This is a genomic window from Nonomuraea endophytica, from assembly GCF_014203235.1.
GTDB classification, from domain to species: domain Bacteria; phylum Actinomycetota; class Actinomycetes; order Streptosporangiales; family Streptosporangiaceae; genus Nonomuraea; species Nonomuraea endophytica.
Map to the genome: position 1 here is coordinate 730105 of NZ_JACHIN010000004.1, position 16843 is coordinate 746947.

Consider the following 16843-nt stretch of genomic DNA (forward strand, 5'->3'; position numbering starts at 1 on the left):
TTCGCGTCAGAGCGCGCGATAGCGCGATCTCCTGGCCTCCTTACGCTCCTGCGGGCCGAGCCGGAGCACCGTGGCGATCTCGTACTCCAGCGCCCTGCCCACCCGCTCGGCGAACGCCCTCGGCTCGTAGGCGGCGTCGGGCAGCTCCGGCACCACCCGGTCGACGATGCCGTTCCTTCGCAGGTCCGTCGCGCGTACACCCTGGGCCTGGGCGATCTCCGGGGCGAAGTCGACGCTGCGGTAGAGGATCGCCGACGAGCCCTCCGGCGGCAGCGGCGACAGCCAGGCGTGCTGGGCGGCCAGCACGCGGTCGGCCGGCAGCAGCGCCAGCGCCGCGCCGCCCGCGCCCTCCCCCATCAGCAGGCAGACCGTCGGCGCCTCCAGCGAGACCATGTCGGCCAGGCAGCGGGCGATCTCCGCGGCCAGGCCGCCCTCCTCGGCCGCCTTCGACAGCGCCGCGCCCGCCGTGTCGATCACCGTGACCAGCGGCAGCCCCAGCTCAGCGGCCAGCCGCATGCCGCGCCTGGCCACCCGCAGCCCCGCCGGGCCCAGCGGCGCGCCGACCCGCTGGCGGCGCCGGTCCTGGCCGAGCACGACCGCCGGCGCCGCCCCGAACCTGGCCAGCGCCAGGATCAGGCCGGGCTCGTTCTCGCCCTCGCCGCTGCCGTTGAGCGGGGTGACGTCGGTGGCGGCCAGCTTGAGCAGCGTGCGCACGCCCGGCCGGTCGTCGCGCCGGGAGCGGGTGATGGCCTCCCACGCCTCCACCGGCCGCAGGTCCTCCTCGGGCGGCTGACCCGGGTCGAGGTCCTCCACCCGCGCGCACAGCACGCTCAGCGCGCGCACCGCGATCGCCCGCGCCGCCTCGGCCGAGACGACCGCGTCGACCAGGCCGTGGCGGTAGAGGTTCTCCGACACCTGCACGCCCTCGGGGAACGGGTAGCCGTGCAGCGACTCGAACACCCTCGGCCCGAGAAAGCCGATCAGCGCCCCCGGCTCGGCCGCGGTCACGTGGCCGAGCGAGCCCCACGACGCGAACACCCCGCCCGTCGTGGGATGCCGCAGATAGACCAGGTACGGCAGGCCCGCCGCCCGATGCGCCTGCACCGCGGCGGTGACCTTCACCATCTGCACGAACGCCAGCGCGCCCTCCTGCATCCTGGTGCCGCCTGAGGCGGGCGCGGCCAGCAGCGGCAGCCCTTCGGCGGTCGCCCGCTCCACCGCCACCGCGATCCGCTCGGCCGCGGCCACCCCGATCGATCCGGCCAGGAAGGAGAACTCGCTGGCCACCACCGCCACCCGCCGGCCCTCGAGCAGCCCTTCGCCGGTCACGACCGACTCGTCGTAACCGGACTTGACGCGGGCGGCGGCCAGTTCGTCGGCGTAGGAGGAGTCGGGGCGCACCGGGTCGACCGGCGGCGCGTCCCAGGAACGCCAGGAGCCCTCGTCCAGGACCGCGCGGATCAGGGCGTGCGCGTCGGGGCGGCTGTCGATCATCGCTCCCGCTCTTCCAGCCAGGCCAGGACCGCGTCGCCGTCCTGGCCCAGTTCGGGCGGGGCGGTGTGCTCGGCCGGCGGCAGGCCGTCGAAACGCAGCGGCGGGCCGGGCAGCTCGATGCGGCCCAGGACCGGGTGCTCCACGGTGACGAGCAGGCCCTGGGAGCGGGTCTGGTCCCAGGCGTAGACCTCGTCGAGTGAGCGGATGGCGCCGGCCGGGACGCCCAGGTCGCCGAGCGCGGCCAGCCAGTGGGCGCGGTCGTGGGCGGCCAGGGCTTTCTCCATGTCCTGGATGAGGTCCTCGCGGTGCTGGAAGCGGTCGCGATTGGTGCGATATTTCGCGATATCTGGGTCTATGCCGAGGAGGGTGGCGACTTTTCGCCATTGGACCTCGTTGGCGACGGCGATCTGGAGCATGCCGCCGGCGCAGTGGAAGGCGCCGTACGGGGCGATGGAGACGTGGTGGTTGCCGTTGGCCCGCGGGACCTGGCCGCCGACCGTCCAGGTGGTGCCGTGGTAGGAGTGCACGCCGGTCACCGCGGCCAGCAGGGAGGTGCGCACGATCCGGCCCTCGCCGGTGCGCTCGCGCTCGTACAGGGCGGCGGCCACGCCGTACGCGCCGTGGATGCCCGCGAGCAGGTCGGCGATCGAGGCGCCCACGCGGTAGGGCTCCTCGGCGCTGGGACCCGTCAGCGACATCAGCCCCGCCTCGCCCTGCGCGATCTGGTCGTAACCCGGCCGCCCGCCCTCCGGGCCGTCGTGCCCGAACCCCGTGATGGACAGGACCACCAGCCGGGGGTTGAGCTCGCGCAGCCGTTCCACGGCGAGCCCGAGCCGGTCGAGCACCCCGGTGCGGAAGTTCTCGACGAGCACGTCGCTCTGCCGGACCAGGCGCTCGACCAGCGCCTTGCCCTCGGCGCTCTTGAGGTCGACGGCGACCGACAGCTTGTTGCGGTTGGCCGCCAGGAAGTACGTGGAGATGTCATGCTCCGGCCCGACGAACGGCGGTCCCCAGCCCCGCGACTCGTCACCCCCGTCAGGGTGCTCCACCTTGATCACCTTGGCGCCCAGGTCACCGAGCATCTGGGCGGCGTGCGGACCCGCGAGGGCCCTGGACAGATCGAGCACGACGATGTCGCCTAGGGGTCCGAGCAAGATCAACCTCCATCCCGGGGAAAGTCAATATTCTCAGCTTGCCAGGTCCTTTCCGTCGCCCCCTACCCTCGACAGCGTGCAAACCCTCGCCCAGCGCGTCCGCGACCTGCCGCCGTCGTGCGGCCCGGTCCGCCTCGTGGCCGTCGACGGGCCCGCCGGAGCGGGCAAGACCACGTTCGCCGGACGCCTGGGCGAGGCGCTCGGCTGCCAGGTGATCCACAGCGACGACTTCCCCGTGCCGTGGTCGGAGGGCCCAGGCGCCTGGTTCGCGGCGCTGCGCGAGCAGGTCCTGGACCCGCTGTCGGCCGGCCGTACCGGACGTTTCCGCCGCTACGACTGGCACCGCGCCCAGTACACGACGTGGCTCGACGTCCCGCCCGCTCCGGTCCTGGTGATCGAGGGCGTGGGTACGGCCCGCCGCGACGCCGACCACCTCCTGGCCTTCCGGGTCTGGCTGGAGGCCGGGCACACGACCCGCTGGGACCGCGTGCGGGCCAGGGACGGCGCCGGCCTGGAGGCGGAGTGGCAGGCGTGGTTCGCCGCGGAGGACCGCTGGTTCGCCGACGACGCCACCCGATCCCGAGCCGACCTCGTCATTTCCACCTGACTGTAAAGGGTGGCCATAACCCCGGCCACCCCTCACATTGCTATACCAAATCCTATACAACATCGCGGCGGATCGCCTTTACCCTCGACGCAGCGCGTGCCGGCGCCCCGGGTGGCGACGGCAGTCCACTCCCCCGCATCGAAAGGCCGTTCGCGATGGCGCCGTTACCGCAGCCACGGAAGCTTCACCTGATGATCTGCGCCACGCTCCTCACCGCGGTCGCGGCCATCGGCGTCAGCGCCGTGGCCCAGGCCACCGCCACCTCGCAGGAGACGCACCCGGTCACGATCCGCGACGTGGCGGGCAAGCCGGTCGGCACCCTTCTGCTGCGGCCGGAGGGATACACCAAGTCGCGCCTGTCGGTCACGGTCAAGGGCCTGCCCCCGGGCTACCACGGCTTCCACGTGCACACGACCGGCGTCTGCGACCCTGCCGCCATCGACCCGGCGACCGGCAAGGTGTCCCCGTTCTACACCGCCGGCGCGCACTTCGACCTGGGCGGCTCCACCCACTCCCACCACTCGGGCGACCTGCCGCCGCTGCTGGTCGGCGCGGACGGCTCCGGCACCGCCTCGGTGGTCACCGACCGCTTCCGCGTCCGCCAGCTCACCGACGCCGACGGCAGCGCCGTCATCGTGCACGCCCTGCCCGACAACCTGGCCAACATCCCCGAGCGCTACAGCGCCACCGGCCCGGACGAGGCCACCCAGCGCACGGGCGACGCGGGCGGCCGGATCGCCTGCGGCCCGATCAAGTAACCGCCCGCCACCGCCTCCCCCGGCCCGCCGCACTGGCCCGTGCGGCGGGTCAGGGACTAGGGTTTGCCGCCTCGACCGCGAGCGCACACCCTGCGCGATCCAGCAGAGAGGCGGACGATTCTGATGAACGACGACCTGGCAGCGATGGCCCGGTCCATCATCGACGCCAACGTGTACGTGACGCTCGCGACCGCGGACCAGGACGGCACCCCGTGGGCCAACCCGGTGTTCTTCGCCCACGACGGCTACCGCGACTTCTACTGGGTCTCCTCCCCAGAAACCGTCCACTCCAGGAACCTGGCGGTCCGCCCGCGGCTGGGCATGGTCGTCTTCGACTCCCGGGTCACCCCGGGCAGCGGCCAGGCGGTCTACATGTCGGCCACGGCCAGGCAGGTCACCGACCTGGAGCCCGCCCTGGCCGTCTACCCGGGCGACCCGTCGCGCGGCGGCCGCCCGATGAGCCCTGAGTACCTGAGCGCGCCCAACCCCTACCGCCTCTACGTGGCGAGCGCCGACGACCACCACGTCCTGTGCCCCCGCGCGACAGGCGTCCCCTGCTCACCCCACGGTCTCTCCCATGACCACCGGATAGCCGTGACCCCCTGAACACCGACTTTGGTCGGTGCCGCTCCGACCAGCGGTGGAGGCACGGTCTCGGCATCAGGCGGGAGGCGGGGGGATCGTCCGGCTGCGAGTGTCGAAGGGTCGTCCCCCCTCGGAAGGGCCCATCGTGCGCGTGACCACCGCCCCGCTGCAGCCGGAACTGGACAGGATCGTGGCGGCCGGAGCGGGCGCGGTGATCGCTGAGGTCCGATGGGACGGCCACACCACCAGGCTGGCCTCGGGCGTGATCGAGCTCGGCCGCCCGCGCCGCGCCCCCGTCAACGGCCGCTTCCGCATCGGCGGCGTCACCGAGTCCTTCACCGCCACGGTCGTGCTGCAACTCGTGGCCGAGGGCAGGCTCGGGCTGGACGACCCGCTGGGCGCCCATCTGCCGAACCCGGCGGCGGACATCACCGTCCGGCACCTGCTCGGCCACACCAGCGGCCTGCCCGAGCACCCCGGCCCCGCACCCCGCCGGCGGGCGCGCGACCTCGCCGACCTGACCGTCATGTTCGCCCCCGGCACCCGGTACGCCCCATCCGGCACCGGCTACCGCCTGCTCGGCATGGTGATCGAGGAGGTGACGGGCCGGCCGTACACCAGGGAGATCACCGACCGGATCATCAAGCCGCTGAAACTGACGGCCACCCGCACCCCCACCTCCTCGACCGCGATCAACGGCCCGCACGCCCACGGCTACCTCATGACCGGCGGCAGGCCCCGCGACGTGACCCGCCTCGACCCCACGGCCGCCGGCGCCGCGGGCGGCGTGATGTCCACGGCCGCCGACCTCAACACCTTCTTCCACGCCCTCCTCACCGGCGGCCTGTTGCCACCGGCCGAGCTGACGCTGATGAAGACCCCGGGCGTCGGCGGCGCGTACGGCCTCGGCCTGGAGATCGCCGACACGCCCTGCGGCACCGCCTACGGTCACCGGGGCGCCATCCTCGGCTACAGCACCCTGTCCTTCCACAGCGCCGACGCCGACCGCCAGCTCAGCCTCAGCATGACGGCGTACGACGACGCCGCCCACGCGGCACTCCGGGCGGCGTTCACGACGGGGTTCTGGAGCTAGTCAGCTCGCACCGCCCGTCCACGCACTTACGCTGCAGCCGTCCCCTGGAGATCGTCTGCATCAGCCCGATCGCCCAGCACGTCGGGCACCCGCGCAGCGCCAGCAGGCCGACCGGCGCCAGGAGCAGGCTGACCGGCCCGGCCACCGGGAGCAGCGCGAGCGCGGCGACCAGCGCGCCGAAGCCGATCACGCCGCGCGCCAGGTGCCGGGGCAGCGACCCGCTGGCGAAATCGCGTCCGTCAGCCATGGTCGCCCCCCACCGAGCTCAGCAGCGAGGCGCGGACCGTGGTGCGGGCCCGGTGCAGCCGCGACTTCATGGCCGGGGTGCTGAGGCCCAGCGCGGCGGCCACCGCGCGCCCGCTGTGGCCCTGGACGTCCCGCATGATCAGCACGCTGCGCTGGTCGGCGGGCAGTTCGGCGATCGCCTCCGCCACGATCCCGGCCTCCAGGCGCAGCAGCACCTCCTCCTCGGCCGACCGCTCGGCGGTCTCCAGGAACGGGACGTGGTGCCCGGTCAGCGACCGCGCCCGGCGCAGGCACTCGTTGCGGACGATGCGGAACATCCACGACGCCAGCGCCGCCGAGGCCCGCAACACCCCGATCTTGCGATACAGGATGATCAGCGCTTCCTGCGCGGCGTCCTCGGCGTCCTCGGGGGTGGTGCACAACGCGTGGGCGAAGCGGCGTACGTGCGACTGCGAGCGTGACACCAGCGCGGCGATGGAGTCGACGTCGCCCCTCTGCGCGGCCGCGATGAGCCGCTCGTCGGGCCAGGTCGTGTCAGCCACGGCTGCGGCTCCTGCGGCGCAGCACGACGACCGTACACGTGCAGACGAGTACGGCGGCGACGGCGATGATGGCGATGGTCATGGTGGGAAACCTCCGGGTCTGGGTCCCGGCGGGGTCGCCGGGACACACATAAGAGGCAGGAACACCATAAAAGGATTCAGGCACTGACAGGAGATGTCAGTGACGCGCTCCTAGCTTCTGCCCATGAACAACTTCGACTTCTTCGAGGGCACCTGGACCTCGCACCAGCGCAAGCTGACCAAGCGGCTGGCGGGCAGCGACGACTGGGAGGAGTTCCCCGGATTCACGCGCGCCACGCGGCACCTGTCCGGCGCGGCCAGCTGCGACGAGGTCACCTTCCCCACCAAGGGGACCTCGGGGCTGACCCTGCGCCTGCACGACCCCGCCACCGACCTCTGGTCGATCTACTGGGTCAGCGCCGCCGACCCCGTGCTCGGGCTGCCGCCCGTGGTGGGCCGCTTCGACGGCGACCGGGGCGCGTTCTTCTGCGACGACGAGCACGAGGGCACGCCGGTGCGCTGCCGCTTCCTCTGGATCAGGATCGACGCCGACCACTGCCGCTGGGAGCAGGCCTTCTCGGTGGACGGCGAGCAGACCTGGGAGACCAACTGGATCGCCGAGTTCACCCGGGCCGAAACGCCCTGAGCGCGGCCTCGACCAGCGCGTCGGCGTACTCGGGCGTGAGCGGGCCCGAGCGCTGCAGCCACCGCTGGAAAAGCGGCGCGTAGAGCACTTCGAGCACCAGGTCGAGGTCGGCGTCGGCGGCGAGTTGCCCGGCCCGCTGCCCGCCGCGCAGCCGGGCCTTCTTGGCCTCGTCCACGGGCCGGGCGAGCTTGTCCCGGTACTGCGCGGCCAGCCCGGCGTCGTTGATCACCTCGGCGGTCAGCGCCCGGATCGGCTTCTCGAAGTCCGGGTCGGCGAACTCGGCGACGGTCGCGCGCATGACCCGCTTCAGGTCCGCCTCCAGGTCCCCGGTGTCGGGCAGGGCCAGGTCCCGGCCGTCGGCGTCCTCGCTGAGCGCCAGGATCGAATCGAAGATCACGGCGCCCTTCGACGGCCACCACCGGTAGATCGTCTGCTTGCCGACGCCCGCCCGCGCGGCGATGGCCTCGATGGCGACCTTCTCGTAGCCCACCTCGGAGATCAGGGCGCGGGTGGCCGCGAGGATCGCCTGGCGCGAGTGCTCGCTGCGGCGGGAGCTGTCGGGTGTCTTGGGCATGAACCCAACGGTAGCGATGCCGGAGGTGGTCACAGGCCGTGCCGCAGCGCCGCCTCCTCCGCCCGCTCCTGGGTACGGCGCCGCCGTTCCAGCCGCCCGGTGACCAGCACGTCGTAGGTGGTGGTCGGGGACAGGAACTTGACCAGCGCCGGCATCACGTCGATGACGATGAAGAAGATCGTGACCAGCCAGATCGACGCGAACAGCATCCCGCTGCGCTCCTTGAGCACGCCCAGCGCCTCCAGCCGCTCCAGCAGGCCGATGTGGCCCTGCTGCGCCCGGCGTTCGGCGACCTTCTGCTGGATTCTGGCCGACAGCGCCCCGGCGTAGGTGGTCGAGGCGGCGCCGAGGTCGGCGTTGAGCCGGGTGAGCCGGTCGTTGAGCGCGGCGACGGTGGCGGTGTTCGCGGCCAGCCTGCCGTCCCGCTCGAACGCGTCGGCCTCCGCGCGGTTGCGGGCGCAGTTCGGGCCTTCGCCCGCCCGGCCGGTCAGCCCGGCGCCGCCGGTGCCGTTGCACTCACGGCGGGCCAGGTCCTGGCGGCGGACCAGTTCCTTCCTGTCGGTCGCGACCTTCTTGGCGAGGTCGTCGTGCTGGCGCTGGAGGCGGGCGCGTTCGGCCAGGCGTTCGGTGGGGGCTCCGGCCAGCGACAACGCCCTGGAGCGGCAGCCCGCGGGGGCCGCGGGGATGACGCCCGCTGCGTCCGGGGCCGGGTTGCAGCGCTTGAGCGCGTCCTCGTAGGCGAGGTTCGCGGTGGAACGGCTCCGCTTCACCTGCTCCTGGACCGCCGAGTCGAAGACGGCCAGGACCACCGGCTCGGCGATGATCACTCCGAGGAGGGTCGCCACGACCAGCCTCGGGAGCATGACGGCGAGCTTCTTGCCCCAGGTCATCACGCCGTGGCCGCTGGCCAGGAGCCATCGGTCGAAGTTGCCGACCAGCGCCGACCAGAGCAGCGCGATCGGCACCGCGACGAGCAGGGTCCAGCCGCCGCCGAACACCATCACCAGCGCGGCCAGCATCGACACGAACGCCACCGCCGCCGTGCCCAGCACCACGCCGCCCAGGCTGGTGTAGCGGGGGCGTTCCTCGGGCACCCGGTCGAGCAGGTCCTCGTCCACCCCGGCCAGGACGCGCACCCGCCGCGCCACGTCCGGGCGCCGTCCCGGGAAATCCGGCCAGTCCGTGCCCGGCGCCTGAGGGTATGACCGTGTCAACTGTTCCATGCACCCCACCAATGCCAGAACAGGTGTCACCTTTTAGTAACCAATGCCCGCCTTGCGGGGTGTCAGGCCAGGTGCGTCACGTCATTGAACGACAACACCTCCATCCGCCCGTCCACTACGTGCCAGGTGGAGACCGACGCGTTGCGGATCGGTGCGTAGCGGTGCACCGAGGGCAGTTCGGCGTCGGGCTTGCCGGCCAGGACGTGGCGCAGCAGCAGCACGACCGCGTCGTGGGCCACGATCAGGACCCGCCGGCCGGAGGCGGTCGCGCGCAGGTCGCCGACGAAGGCGCGCAGCCGTACCACGACGTCGCCGAAGGACTCGCCGCCCGGCGGACGGAAGGAGTACTCGCCCTCGGACACGAAGCGGGCGGCCTCCTCGGGGAAGCGCTCGGCCACGGCCGCGCTGTTGAACGGAGCCAGGGCGCCCATCTCGCGGTCGCGCAGGCGCTTGTCCACGGTGAGGGGCAGCGTGGTCGTGACGCCCCACGCCCGTTGCGCGTGCGCCCAGGTGTCGCGCGCCCGCAGGTACGGCGAGCACCACACCACCTCCGGCGCCTCCGCCTCGGGCAACGCCGCCAGCACCTGCCCCACCGCGGCCGCCTGCCGCCTGCCGAGATCGGTCAGGGTGACCTCCTGGTCGCCGCGCTCGTAGACGAGGGGACGCTCGCGCGCCCGTTCGTAGGCGAGGTTGGCCTCGCTCTGGCCGTGCCGCACCGCGATGATCCGCACCGGTCCGCTCATGCCCGCCATGTTGCCAGAAGACCCTTCTTCTAATTACGGTCAAGACCGTTAACCAATGCCATGGAGGCCTCCCATGCGAGCACTCATCGCAGCCCTCTTACTCCTCCTCGCCTTCGCCACTCCGGTCGGGGCCGAATCAGCACCACCCACCGGCTGCGGGTTCCAGACCCTCGGCACCCTGCCCCTCACCGGCGCCACCACCGCCGGCGCGGCCATGGACCGCGGCCGCGTCTACACCGTCACCTCAAGTGCCTCCGGCCCCGCCGTGCTCGCGGTCAGGAACGCCGCCGACGCGAGGCTCGTCTCCGAACACCCGCTCCCCCTCGCCCTCGGCTCCTGGGCGGTCACCGTCGCCCCCGACCACTCCGTCTACGTCGGCAGCTACAACGCCACCGCCGGCGCCATGGGCCGGCTCTTCCGCTTCGAACCCGCCACCGGCAAGATCACCGAACTCGGCATCGCGGCGCCCGGCGAGACGTTCGTCTGGACCGTCGCCGCCGCCCCCGACGGAAGCGCCGTCTACGCCGGCACCTCGCCCAACGGCAAGCTCATCAGGTACGACACGCGCACCGGCCGGCTCAGCGACCTCGGCAGTCCGGTGCCCGGCGAGCAGTTCATCAGAGACCTGGCGATCGCCCGCGACGGCACCGTCTACGCCGGAACGGGCGCCCAGTCGATGAAGGTCGCGATCCTGCGGCCCGACGGCACCCCGATCCGGGTGATCGACCCGCCCATCCAGGGCAACGGCTACGCCTACGACCTCGACGTGATCGGACACCGGCTGCTGGTCAGGTTCGCCACCTCCACGGGCGTCAACCCGATGGGCGTCTACGACCTGCGCGAACGACGCTGGGAACGTGTCGTGGACGACGTCGACAGCCTCACCGTCGGCGGCGGACGCCACGGGAACCAGGTGTATCTGGTCCAGAACGACCAGCTCGGCACCCTCGACCTCCGATCCGGAAAAGTCCGGCCTACCGGCTTCACCGACTTCGGCGGCGGCGCCGCCCGGCCCCTCGGCTGGCGCGGCGACGTCCTGGTCGGCACCAGCTCCACCGGCCGCATGTGGCACTACGACCGGCGTACCGGCAAGGGCCGCATGTTCGAGTCCACCGTCACGGGGCAGCACGTCAGCATCCGCTCCCTGGGCAACGGCCCCGACGGCCGCGTCTACGCGGGCGGCTTCTTCACCGGCGGCCTGGCCGCCTACGACCCGAAGACCGGCCAGTCACAGTTCTGGCCGAACGTCGGCCAGAGCGAAGGCATCGTCACCCACAAGGGCAAGCTCTACCTCGGCGTCTACCCCGGCGCCCGCATCTACTCCTTCGACGGCGACACCCCCACACAGCTGCTCAGCCTCTCCGACCAGGAGCAGGACCGGCCGTTCGCGATGATCTCCGCGGGCGAGTGGCTGGCGTTCGGCACCGTCCCCAAGTCCGGCACCGTCGGCGGAGCCCTCGGCCTGCTCAACCCCGACACCGGCCAGAAGATCATCAAGCGCAACCTCGTTCCCGGCCACTCCGTCATCGGCCTCGCCTACCGCGACGGCGTCGTCTACGGCGCCACCTCGGCCTTCGGCGGCATCAGCACCCCGCAGGACACCGCGGCCAAGGTGTTCGCCTACGACATCGCGGCCGACACGCTTCGCTGGGTGACGGCGCCTGTTGCAGGTGACCTCGCGCTCGGGTCGATCACCTTCGACGACGCGGGGCGGTTGTGGGGGCTCACGCCGGACGCGGTGTTCGAGATGGACCCGGTGACCGGGCAGACGCTCCGTACCGCCAAGCACCAGACCTATCCGTGGGCCACTGCCACGCAGGTGTGGCTGGACACCAACCTCGAGTTCCACAATGGGATGTTGTGGGGGAAGGTGCAGGGCAAGGCCTACCGGATCGACCGGGCCACGATGGCGGTCACCCTGATCGCCCGGCCGATCTCGAACCTGCTCAAGGGGGCCGACGGGCACCTGTACCTGTCGCGCTTCGAGAACTTCCACACCTACCGCATCTGCTGACCCACCCACCCTCACGACCCGGTCCCGCACACCCCTCCAGGTGCGGGATCGGGCACACCCCGGCGGGTGCAGGCCCGATCCCGCCCAAGGGGTGCCGAAACGCCGTGACCCCGGCCCCGGTGCCCTCTCGGGTGCCGGGGCCGGGGTCAACCGAGTCGGTGGGCCGGGGTGAGGGGTGGGGTTAGGGGTGGAGGCGGTAGAGGGTGGGGCCTTCGGCGAAGTAGATGTCGCCTGAGCGGTGGACAGCCAGCTGGTGGACCGGGCCGGAGCGCAGCACGGTGTGGCGGCCGGTCAACGGGTTCAGGCGGAACACCGACTGACCGGCATGCGCGCCGTACAACTGAAGGTCGCGGCGGTTGAAGGCCAGCTGACCGCTCGCGCTCTTGCTCGAAGACAGCACCACGCGCTTGACGACCTTGCGGGCCCAGGTGTTGACCGCGAACACCTCTCCACCGGCGATCCCCCACAACCGGCCCACGGCGTCGAAGGTCAGGGCCGGGATGGCGGGCTTGCCGGGGGCGGGGACGATCTCCCACAGGAGCCGGTTCTCGCGCACCGACCAGGCGAACAGTTTGGCTTCCGGCTGTGTGGGCGGAGTGGCTGACTGGCCGCTGTAGATGGAGGTGCCGCCGTAGACGATGCCGTCGCGGTAGGCGAGCGCGACGATCGACTGGTCCTTGACGACGTTGCGCTGCGACGACTTCAGGCTCCCGGTCTCCGGGTCCCAGATGGACAGGACGCCGCCCAGGTGGCCGAGGTCGGGCATGGTGCCGACGGCGAGGTAGCGGCCGGCCGAGACCATGGCGCGCGGGCGGATCTGCTTGTCGGCGGCGGCGTCGAACAGGCGGGCGGGGTTCGGGGCCGGGCCGGGTTCCGGGCTGGGCGAGTACTCGGTGCTGTTCCACGGCAGGCGCGGGTCGTAGGAGTAGACGCGGGCCTCGGGGTAGGCGCCGATGTACAGCTTGCCCTGGTGTGTGGTCATGTCCTCGCTCTGCGAGAACGTGTGGAACTCCTCGGCCTTGCCGGTCTTGGGGTCGATGCCGGCGAAGCCGCCGTTGAGGAAGCCACCGGCGTACATGCGGCCGTCGGGGCCCTCGGACAGCGCCGTGACGTCGATCGGCTCGCCCTTGATGCCGCTCTGGACGAACGCCTTGGCGCCGGTCTGCGGGTTGTAGCGGAACATCAGGCCACGCCAGAGCAGGCCGACGAGGCTTTTGCCCGGGTAGTCGGGCAGGCCGAGTTCGGCCCAGCCGATGCCACGGGTGTTGGCCACGCGGCCGGTGACGGGCAGGCCGGTTGGGGTCGTGGTCGTGGTCTTGGGGTCGTAGCGGACCAGCTCGCCGCCCTTTACAAAGTAGACCTGGCCTTCGTCGTCCGGCGGCGAGACGTCCAGGCCGTGGGCGGCGTCCAGCCGGTCGGTCCACTTTCCTGCGGCTATGTCCCACACGTGCAGCGGGCCCGGGCTGGCGCTGCCGAGCCGTACGTAGAGGTAGCCGGCGGCGGTGTTGACGTCGTAGGCCCACTTGCCGGTGGTGTCCTCGGGGGCGGGCAGTTCCTTGATCGCACCGCTGGCCGCGTCCACCTCGAAGATCTTGGCGGGCGCCTCGGTGCCGGCGTAGATCTTGCCGCCGGCGTAGGAGACGCTGCGGATGTAGGCGTGGGTGGCGGACAGGCGGCCGTAGTCGCGTACGCCTGTGGCGGGGTTATAGGAGAAGAGCTTGCCGCCCGGCGAGGTGCCGCCGTAGACGGTCGCGCCCTCGCCCTCGGCCAGCGTCCAGACGAACGTCTCGCCCGGCAGCGGGTTGCCGAGGTCCTGGACGCCGCTCTGGTCCGTCCAGCGGAAGAGCTTGCTGTCGCCGTACGTGCCGGCGTACACGCTGCCGTCGGGTGTGGCGGCCACCGCCCACGCGCCGCCGGAGCCGGGCAGGTCGAACCTGGCCGTCTGCGCCCCGGTCGCCGGGTCCACGGCGTTGAGGTGGGCGGGGACGCCGGAGGAGGCGCTCCAGATCACCGTCTTGCCCTCCGGGCCTGGGGCGACGGCGCCGCCGAGCAGCAGCACGTCCTGGAGCGGGACGCCCAGGTTTTCCGGAGCGGGGGCGGGGGCCGGGGTGAGCGCGGTGACCGCGACCAGGACGGCCGCGAGCGCTCCCTTCCATAAGATCATGCGTGCAGCACCTTCGTGAGGGCCTCGACGAGGTGCGAGGCGTGGGCGGGATCGTCCATGAGCATCGACTGGCGCATCCAGACCACCTCGCGGCTGGCGGCCTCGGTGGCGGGGCACGGCTCCGGCCGCGCGCCGGCCTCGGTGAGCGCGGCCATCGTGCCGAGCGGCGGGTAGCCGCCGTCGAGCGGCACCCCTTCCGCGGCCATGGCCTCCAGGAAGAAGGCCCGGTCGTACGGCACATGCACGCGCAGCATCAGCAGGTGGCGCGAGTCGAGCGTGGTGCCCGGCGGCTGCGGCACCACGCTCACCGGCTGCCGCGCGCCGCCCTCGTACCCTTCGGGCAGCCCGATCGCGGCCAGCCCCCGCTCCACCTCGGCGACGAACGCGTTGCGCCGGGCGATCTCCGAGTCCAGCCGGTCCAGCCAGGGCAGCAGCAGCGCCGCCTGGATCTCGGTCAGGCGCAGGTTCCAGCCGACGTTCGGATGGCCGTACCACTGGCCGCCGAGCTTGCGCCCGAGGTTGCAGACCGACCAGATCGCCTCGTGATCGGCCTCGTCGCGGCAGACGATCAGCCCGCCCTCCCCCGCCGTCATCGCCTTGCTGGCCTGGAAGCTGTAGACGCCGGCGTCGCCGAGCCCGCCGACCGGGCGGCCCTTGTAGCTCGCGCCGTGCGCCTGCGCCGCGTCCTCGACGACCTTCAGCCCATGTCGTACGGCTACCGCGTTGATGTCGTCCATGTCCGCCGGACTGCCTGCCAGGTGCACCGGCATGACCGCGGCCGTGCGCCCGGTGACGGCGGCCTCGACCACGGCGCCCGTCAGGTGCAGGTCGACCGGGTCCACGTCCACGATCACCGGTACGGCTCCCGCCAGCAGCACCGAGGTGGCCGAGGCGACGAACGTGTACGCGGGCACGATCACCTCGTCGCCCGGCCCGACGCCCAGGCCGCGCAGCGCGGCGAACAGGCCCAGGGTGGCGTTGCCTACGGCGACGCCGTACCGGACGCCGGAAAGGCGGGCGAACGCGGCGGTCAGGTCCGCGCAGGCGGAGCCGCCCTGGGTGGCTCCCCACAGGCCGCTGTCGAGCACGTCGGTGACGAGCTTGCGCTGCGCGTCGTCGAGCGGTGGCGGCCAGGCGGGCCACGGGGTGGTGCGGACGGGGGTGCCGCCGTGGATGGCGAGGGTCATGCGAGGCGTCCTTTCAGCACGCGCGCGAGGTTGCCGCCCTGGATGAGGGCACGGTCGGCGTCGCTGAGCGGGGCCAGGGCGACGCGGCCGAAGCCGACACGCAGGTCGAGGAAGCAGGAGTCGGAGCCGTAGACGACACGGTCGGCTCCGGCCAGTCCGGCCAGCTTGGCGATCCAGCGGCCGGTCATCTTGGAGCCGCAGATCTCCAGGTAGAGGTTCGGGTGGCCGTGGATGAGCTCGGCGGCGCGGGCGAAGCCGTACGGCCAGAGGCCCGCGTGACCGAGCAGCAGCGGGACGTGCGGATGGCGCCGCGCGACGGTCGTGAACTGCTCCGGGTCGCTCCACGGCGAGTCGGTCTGGCCGTGGGCGAGCACGGGCAGGCCGAGCTCCCAGACGGGGTCGTAGCGGCGGTCGTCGAGGCGGCACTGGTGCACGTCCGGATGGACCTTGACGCCCCAGACGCCTTCGGTGGTGAGGCGGTTGCGCTGGTGCGGGTTGTAGACCTGCCAGACGCCGATGCGGCCCGGATGCCGCGCGGCCGCCTCGAACGCCAGCCGGTTGCCCTCCTCGGCCGACAGCCCGACGCCGAGCAGGTGGCTGATGCCGATCGCGTCGATGCCGATGCGGTCCATCAGCTCGACCATGCCTTCGGCGGTCTTGTCCGGGATGAGGAAGTCGGGCCAGGGGCCGAGGTGGCCGTGCGCGTCGAGGATCACAGCAGGCCGCCTCCCGTCGCGATCAGCTCGACGTCCTTTTCGGGCAGGTCGAGGTGGTCGAGCAGGAAGCGCGGGCCGCAGTCGTCGAGTACGGGGGCGCCGGTGCCGAAGACCAGGCGCTCGGGGCCGTACAGTCCGGCCAGCCACTCGACGCCGCGCTGGGTGTTGACGGTGCCGATCTCCAGCCACAGGTTGGGGATCTCGGCCATGAGCTCGCCGATGGTGCGCAGGTGGCGGTAGCCGGGGGTGAGCAGCAGGATCCGCTGGTGTGGCAGGTGCCCGGCCAGGGCTAGCAGTTGGCCTGGCGAGGTCTCCTCGAACTCGACGGCCACCGTGACATCCATCGCGCGCAGCCACCGGAGCGTGGTGGGTCCGGTGAGCTCGAAGCGGTGCCTGGACGGGCACAGGCGGACCATCGGCACGCTCCAGTCCGGAATCGGCTCGAACGACTCGGGCACCAGGACCGGGACCGGCTGCAGGGCCGGATCCTTCAGTTCCATGAGAGCTTCGTTGCCCGCTCTGGCGTCGGAGTACAGGCTGAGGGTGTGGGTCACGTGGGCGCGCTGGATGCCCAGCCGGGACATGTCGGGGCGCGGGTCCTCCGGCAGGTCGTCGAACGGCACGGGGCCGATCAGGCGGTGGGCGTCCGTGACGGATTTCGGCACAGACCGAAACTAGCCGCGCCCCACAACCCAGGTCAAGACCACCCCCTCGGCCCCGTGTCCTGTGCACCACCACCCTTGGGCGCCCGAGGTCCCTTGTCCGGGGCCCCGAGGAAACGCCCTGCCGCGTGCTCGGGTGCCTGCCGTGTCCTCGGGTGTCGGAGGAACGGCAGGGCGGACGGAACACCCGGAGAGGGGTTGGCGCTCCGGGGTGAGCCCCCGCGAGGGCTTGGCGCGAGAGGGGACGCGGAGTGGAGCCCTCGGGGAGAGCCCCAAGGGCGGGCTGGAGGGTGGGTTAGGGGCAATGCCGGTTAGTTAGGGTTGGGGCTGGTATTTCAAGACCGTCAGAAGATCAGGACATGAGAACGGAGATCCGGTAGAACGGGTGATCTTCCCAAACCATCCGTCACACAC

The 16843-nt window shown here is 72.1% G+C and carries 17 protein-coding genes; 6 read left to right on the forward strand and 11 right to left on the reverse strand.

Annotated features, from left to right (window positions below):
• Positions 1 to 6: 6 nt before the first annotated feature.
• A complete protein-coding gene (locus HNR40_RS18905) occupies positions 7 to 1494 on the reverse strand; it encodes a carboxyl transferase domain-containing protein (protein ID WP_184962900.1) in 1488 nt (495 codons plus the stop codon).
• Positions 1491 to 2648, reverse strand: a complete 1158-nt coding sequence (locus tag HNR40_RS18910) for a CaiB/BaiF CoA transferase family protein (protein WP_184962901.1) — start codon at positions 2646 to 2648, stop codon at positions 1491 to 1493. Before HNR40_RS18910 ends, HNR40_RS18905 begins: the two co-directional genes overlap by 4 nt.
• A gap of 76 nt (positions 2649 to 2724) precedes the next feature.
• On the opposite strand from HNR40_RS18910, the gene HNR40_RS18915 reads away from it, so the two are divergent.
• The 4 genes from HNR40_RS18915 to HNR40_RS18930 all read left to right on the forward strand — a co-directional run bounded on the left by HNR40_RS18915 (position 2725) and on the right by HNR40_RS18930 (position 5691).
• Complete coding sequence (locus tag HNR40_RS18915; RefSeq protein WP_184962903.1) at positions 2725 to 3255, forward strand: uridine kinase family protein; 531 nt, start codon at positions 2725 to 2727, stop codon at positions 3253 to 3255.
• Between the two features lie 191 nt (positions 3256 to 3446).
• A complete protein-coding gene (locus HNR40_RS18920; RefSeq protein WP_184962904.1) occupies positions 3447 to 4013 on the forward strand; it encodes a superoxide dismutase family protein in 567 nt (188 codons plus the stop codon).
• A 123-nt stretch (positions 4014 to 4136) separates the two neighbouring features.
• Positions 4137 to 4619, forward strand: coding sequence for a pyridoxamine 5'-phosphate oxidase family protein (locus HNR40_RS18925; RefSeq protein ID WP_221340516.1), 483 nt, complete (start codon positions 4137 to 4139; stop codon positions 4617 to 4619).
• 124 nt (positions 4620 to 4743) lie between these two features.
• Positions 4744 to 5691: a serine hydrolase domain-containing protein gene (locus HNR40_RS18930; RefSeq protein ID WP_184962906.1), complete on the forward strand. Its 948-nt coding sequence runs from the start codon at positions 4744 to 4746 to the stop codon at positions 5689 to 5691.
• Here HNR40_RS18930 and HNR40_RS18935 read toward each other — a convergent pair.
• The gene (locus HNR40_RS18935; protein WP_184962907.1) at positions 5669 to 5938 is read right to left on the reverse strand and encodes a hypothetical protein; all 270 of its coding nucleotides are present in this window, start codon (positions 5936 to 5938) and stop codon (positions 5669 to 5671) included. The genes HNR40_RS18930 and HNR40_RS18935 overlap by 23 nt on opposite strands.
• Complete coding sequence (locus HNR40_RS18940) at positions 5931 to 6479, reverse strand: RNA polymerase sigma factor (RefSeq protein ID WP_184962908.1); 549 nt, start codon at positions 6477 to 6479, stop codon at positions 5931 to 5933. The genes HNR40_RS18935 and HNR40_RS18940 overlap by 8 nt, the downstream gene beginning before the upstream one ends.
• 205 nt (positions 6480 to 6684) lie before the next feature.
• On the opposite strand from HNR40_RS18940, the gene HNR40_RS18945 reads away from it, so the two are divergent.
• Positions 6685 to 7146, forward strand: a complete 462-nt coding sequence (locus HNR40_RS18945; protein WP_184962910.1) for a hypothetical protein — start codon at positions 6685 to 6687, stop codon at positions 7144 to 7146.
• Here HNR40_RS18945 and HNR40_RS18950 read toward each other — a convergent pair.
• The 3 genes from HNR40_RS18950 to HNR40_RS18960 form a co-directional block, all read right to left on the reverse strand.
• A complete protein-coding gene (locus tag HNR40_RS18950; RefSeq protein ID WP_184962911.1) occupies positions 7124 to 7720 on the reverse strand; it encodes a TetR/AcrR family transcriptional regulator in 597 nt (198 codons plus the stop codon). The two genes, HNR40_RS18945 and HNR40_RS18950, sit on opposite strands and share 23 nt — an antisense overlap.
• A 29-nt stretch (positions 7721 to 7749) precedes the next feature.
• Positions 7750 to 8943, reverse strand: a complete 1194-nt coding sequence (locus HNR40_RS18955) for a DUF4407 domain-containing protein (protein ID WP_184962913.1) — start codon at positions 8941 to 8943, stop codon at positions 7750 to 7752.
• 62 nt (positions 8944 to 9005) lie between these two features.
• Positions 9006 to 9686 (reverse strand): histidine phosphatase family protein, encoded by a 681-nt coding sequence (locus tag HNR40_RS18960; RefSeq protein ID WP_184962914.1) that lies wholly within the window; start codon positions 9684 to 9686, stop codon positions 9006 to 9008.
• 73 nt (positions 9687 to 9759) lie between these two features.
• Between HNR40_RS18960 and HNR40_RS18965 the strand changes: the two genes are divergently transcribed.
• Positions 9760 to 11700, forward strand: coding sequence for a PQQ-binding-like beta-propeller repeat protein (locus HNR40_RS18965; RefSeq protein ID WP_184962916.1), 1941 nt, complete (start codon positions 9760 to 9762; stop codon positions 11698 to 11700).
• Between the two features lie 181 nt (positions 11701 to 11881).
• On the opposite strand, the gene HNR40_RS18970 is transcribed toward HNR40_RS18965, so the two are convergent.
• The 4 genes from HNR40_RS18970 to HNR40_RS57235 are packed head-to-tail and all read right to left on the reverse strand — an operon-like array spanning position 11882 to position 16432.
• Positions 11882 to 13864: a PQQ-binding-like beta-propeller repeat protein gene (locus HNR40_RS18970; protein WP_184962918.1), complete on the reverse strand. Its 1983-nt coding sequence runs from the start codon at positions 13862 to 13864 to the stop codon at positions 11882 to 11884.
• Positions 13861 to 15051, reverse strand: a complete 1191-nt coding sequence (locus HNR40_RS18975) for a DegT/DnrJ/EryC1/StrS family aminotransferase (protein ID WP_184962919.1) — start codon at positions 15049 to 15051, stop codon at positions 13861 to 13863. The genes HNR40_RS18970 and HNR40_RS18975 overlap by 4 nt, the downstream gene beginning before the upstream one ends.
• Positions 15048 to 15767: an amidohydrolase family protein gene (locus tag HNR40_RS18980; protein WP_184962921.1), complete on the reverse strand. Its 720-nt coding sequence runs from the start codon at positions 15765 to 15767 to the stop codon at positions 15048 to 15050. The genes HNR40_RS18975 and HNR40_RS18980 overlap by 4 nt, the downstream gene beginning before the upstream one ends.
• Complete coding sequence (locus HNR40_RS57235) at positions 15764 to 16432, reverse strand: amidohydrolase family protein (protein WP_184962922.1); 669 nt, start codon at positions 16430 to 16432, stop codon at positions 15764 to 15766. The genes HNR40_RS18980 and HNR40_RS57235 overlap by 4 nt, the downstream gene beginning before the upstream one ends.
• Positions 16433 to 16843 lie beyond the last annotated feature (411 nt).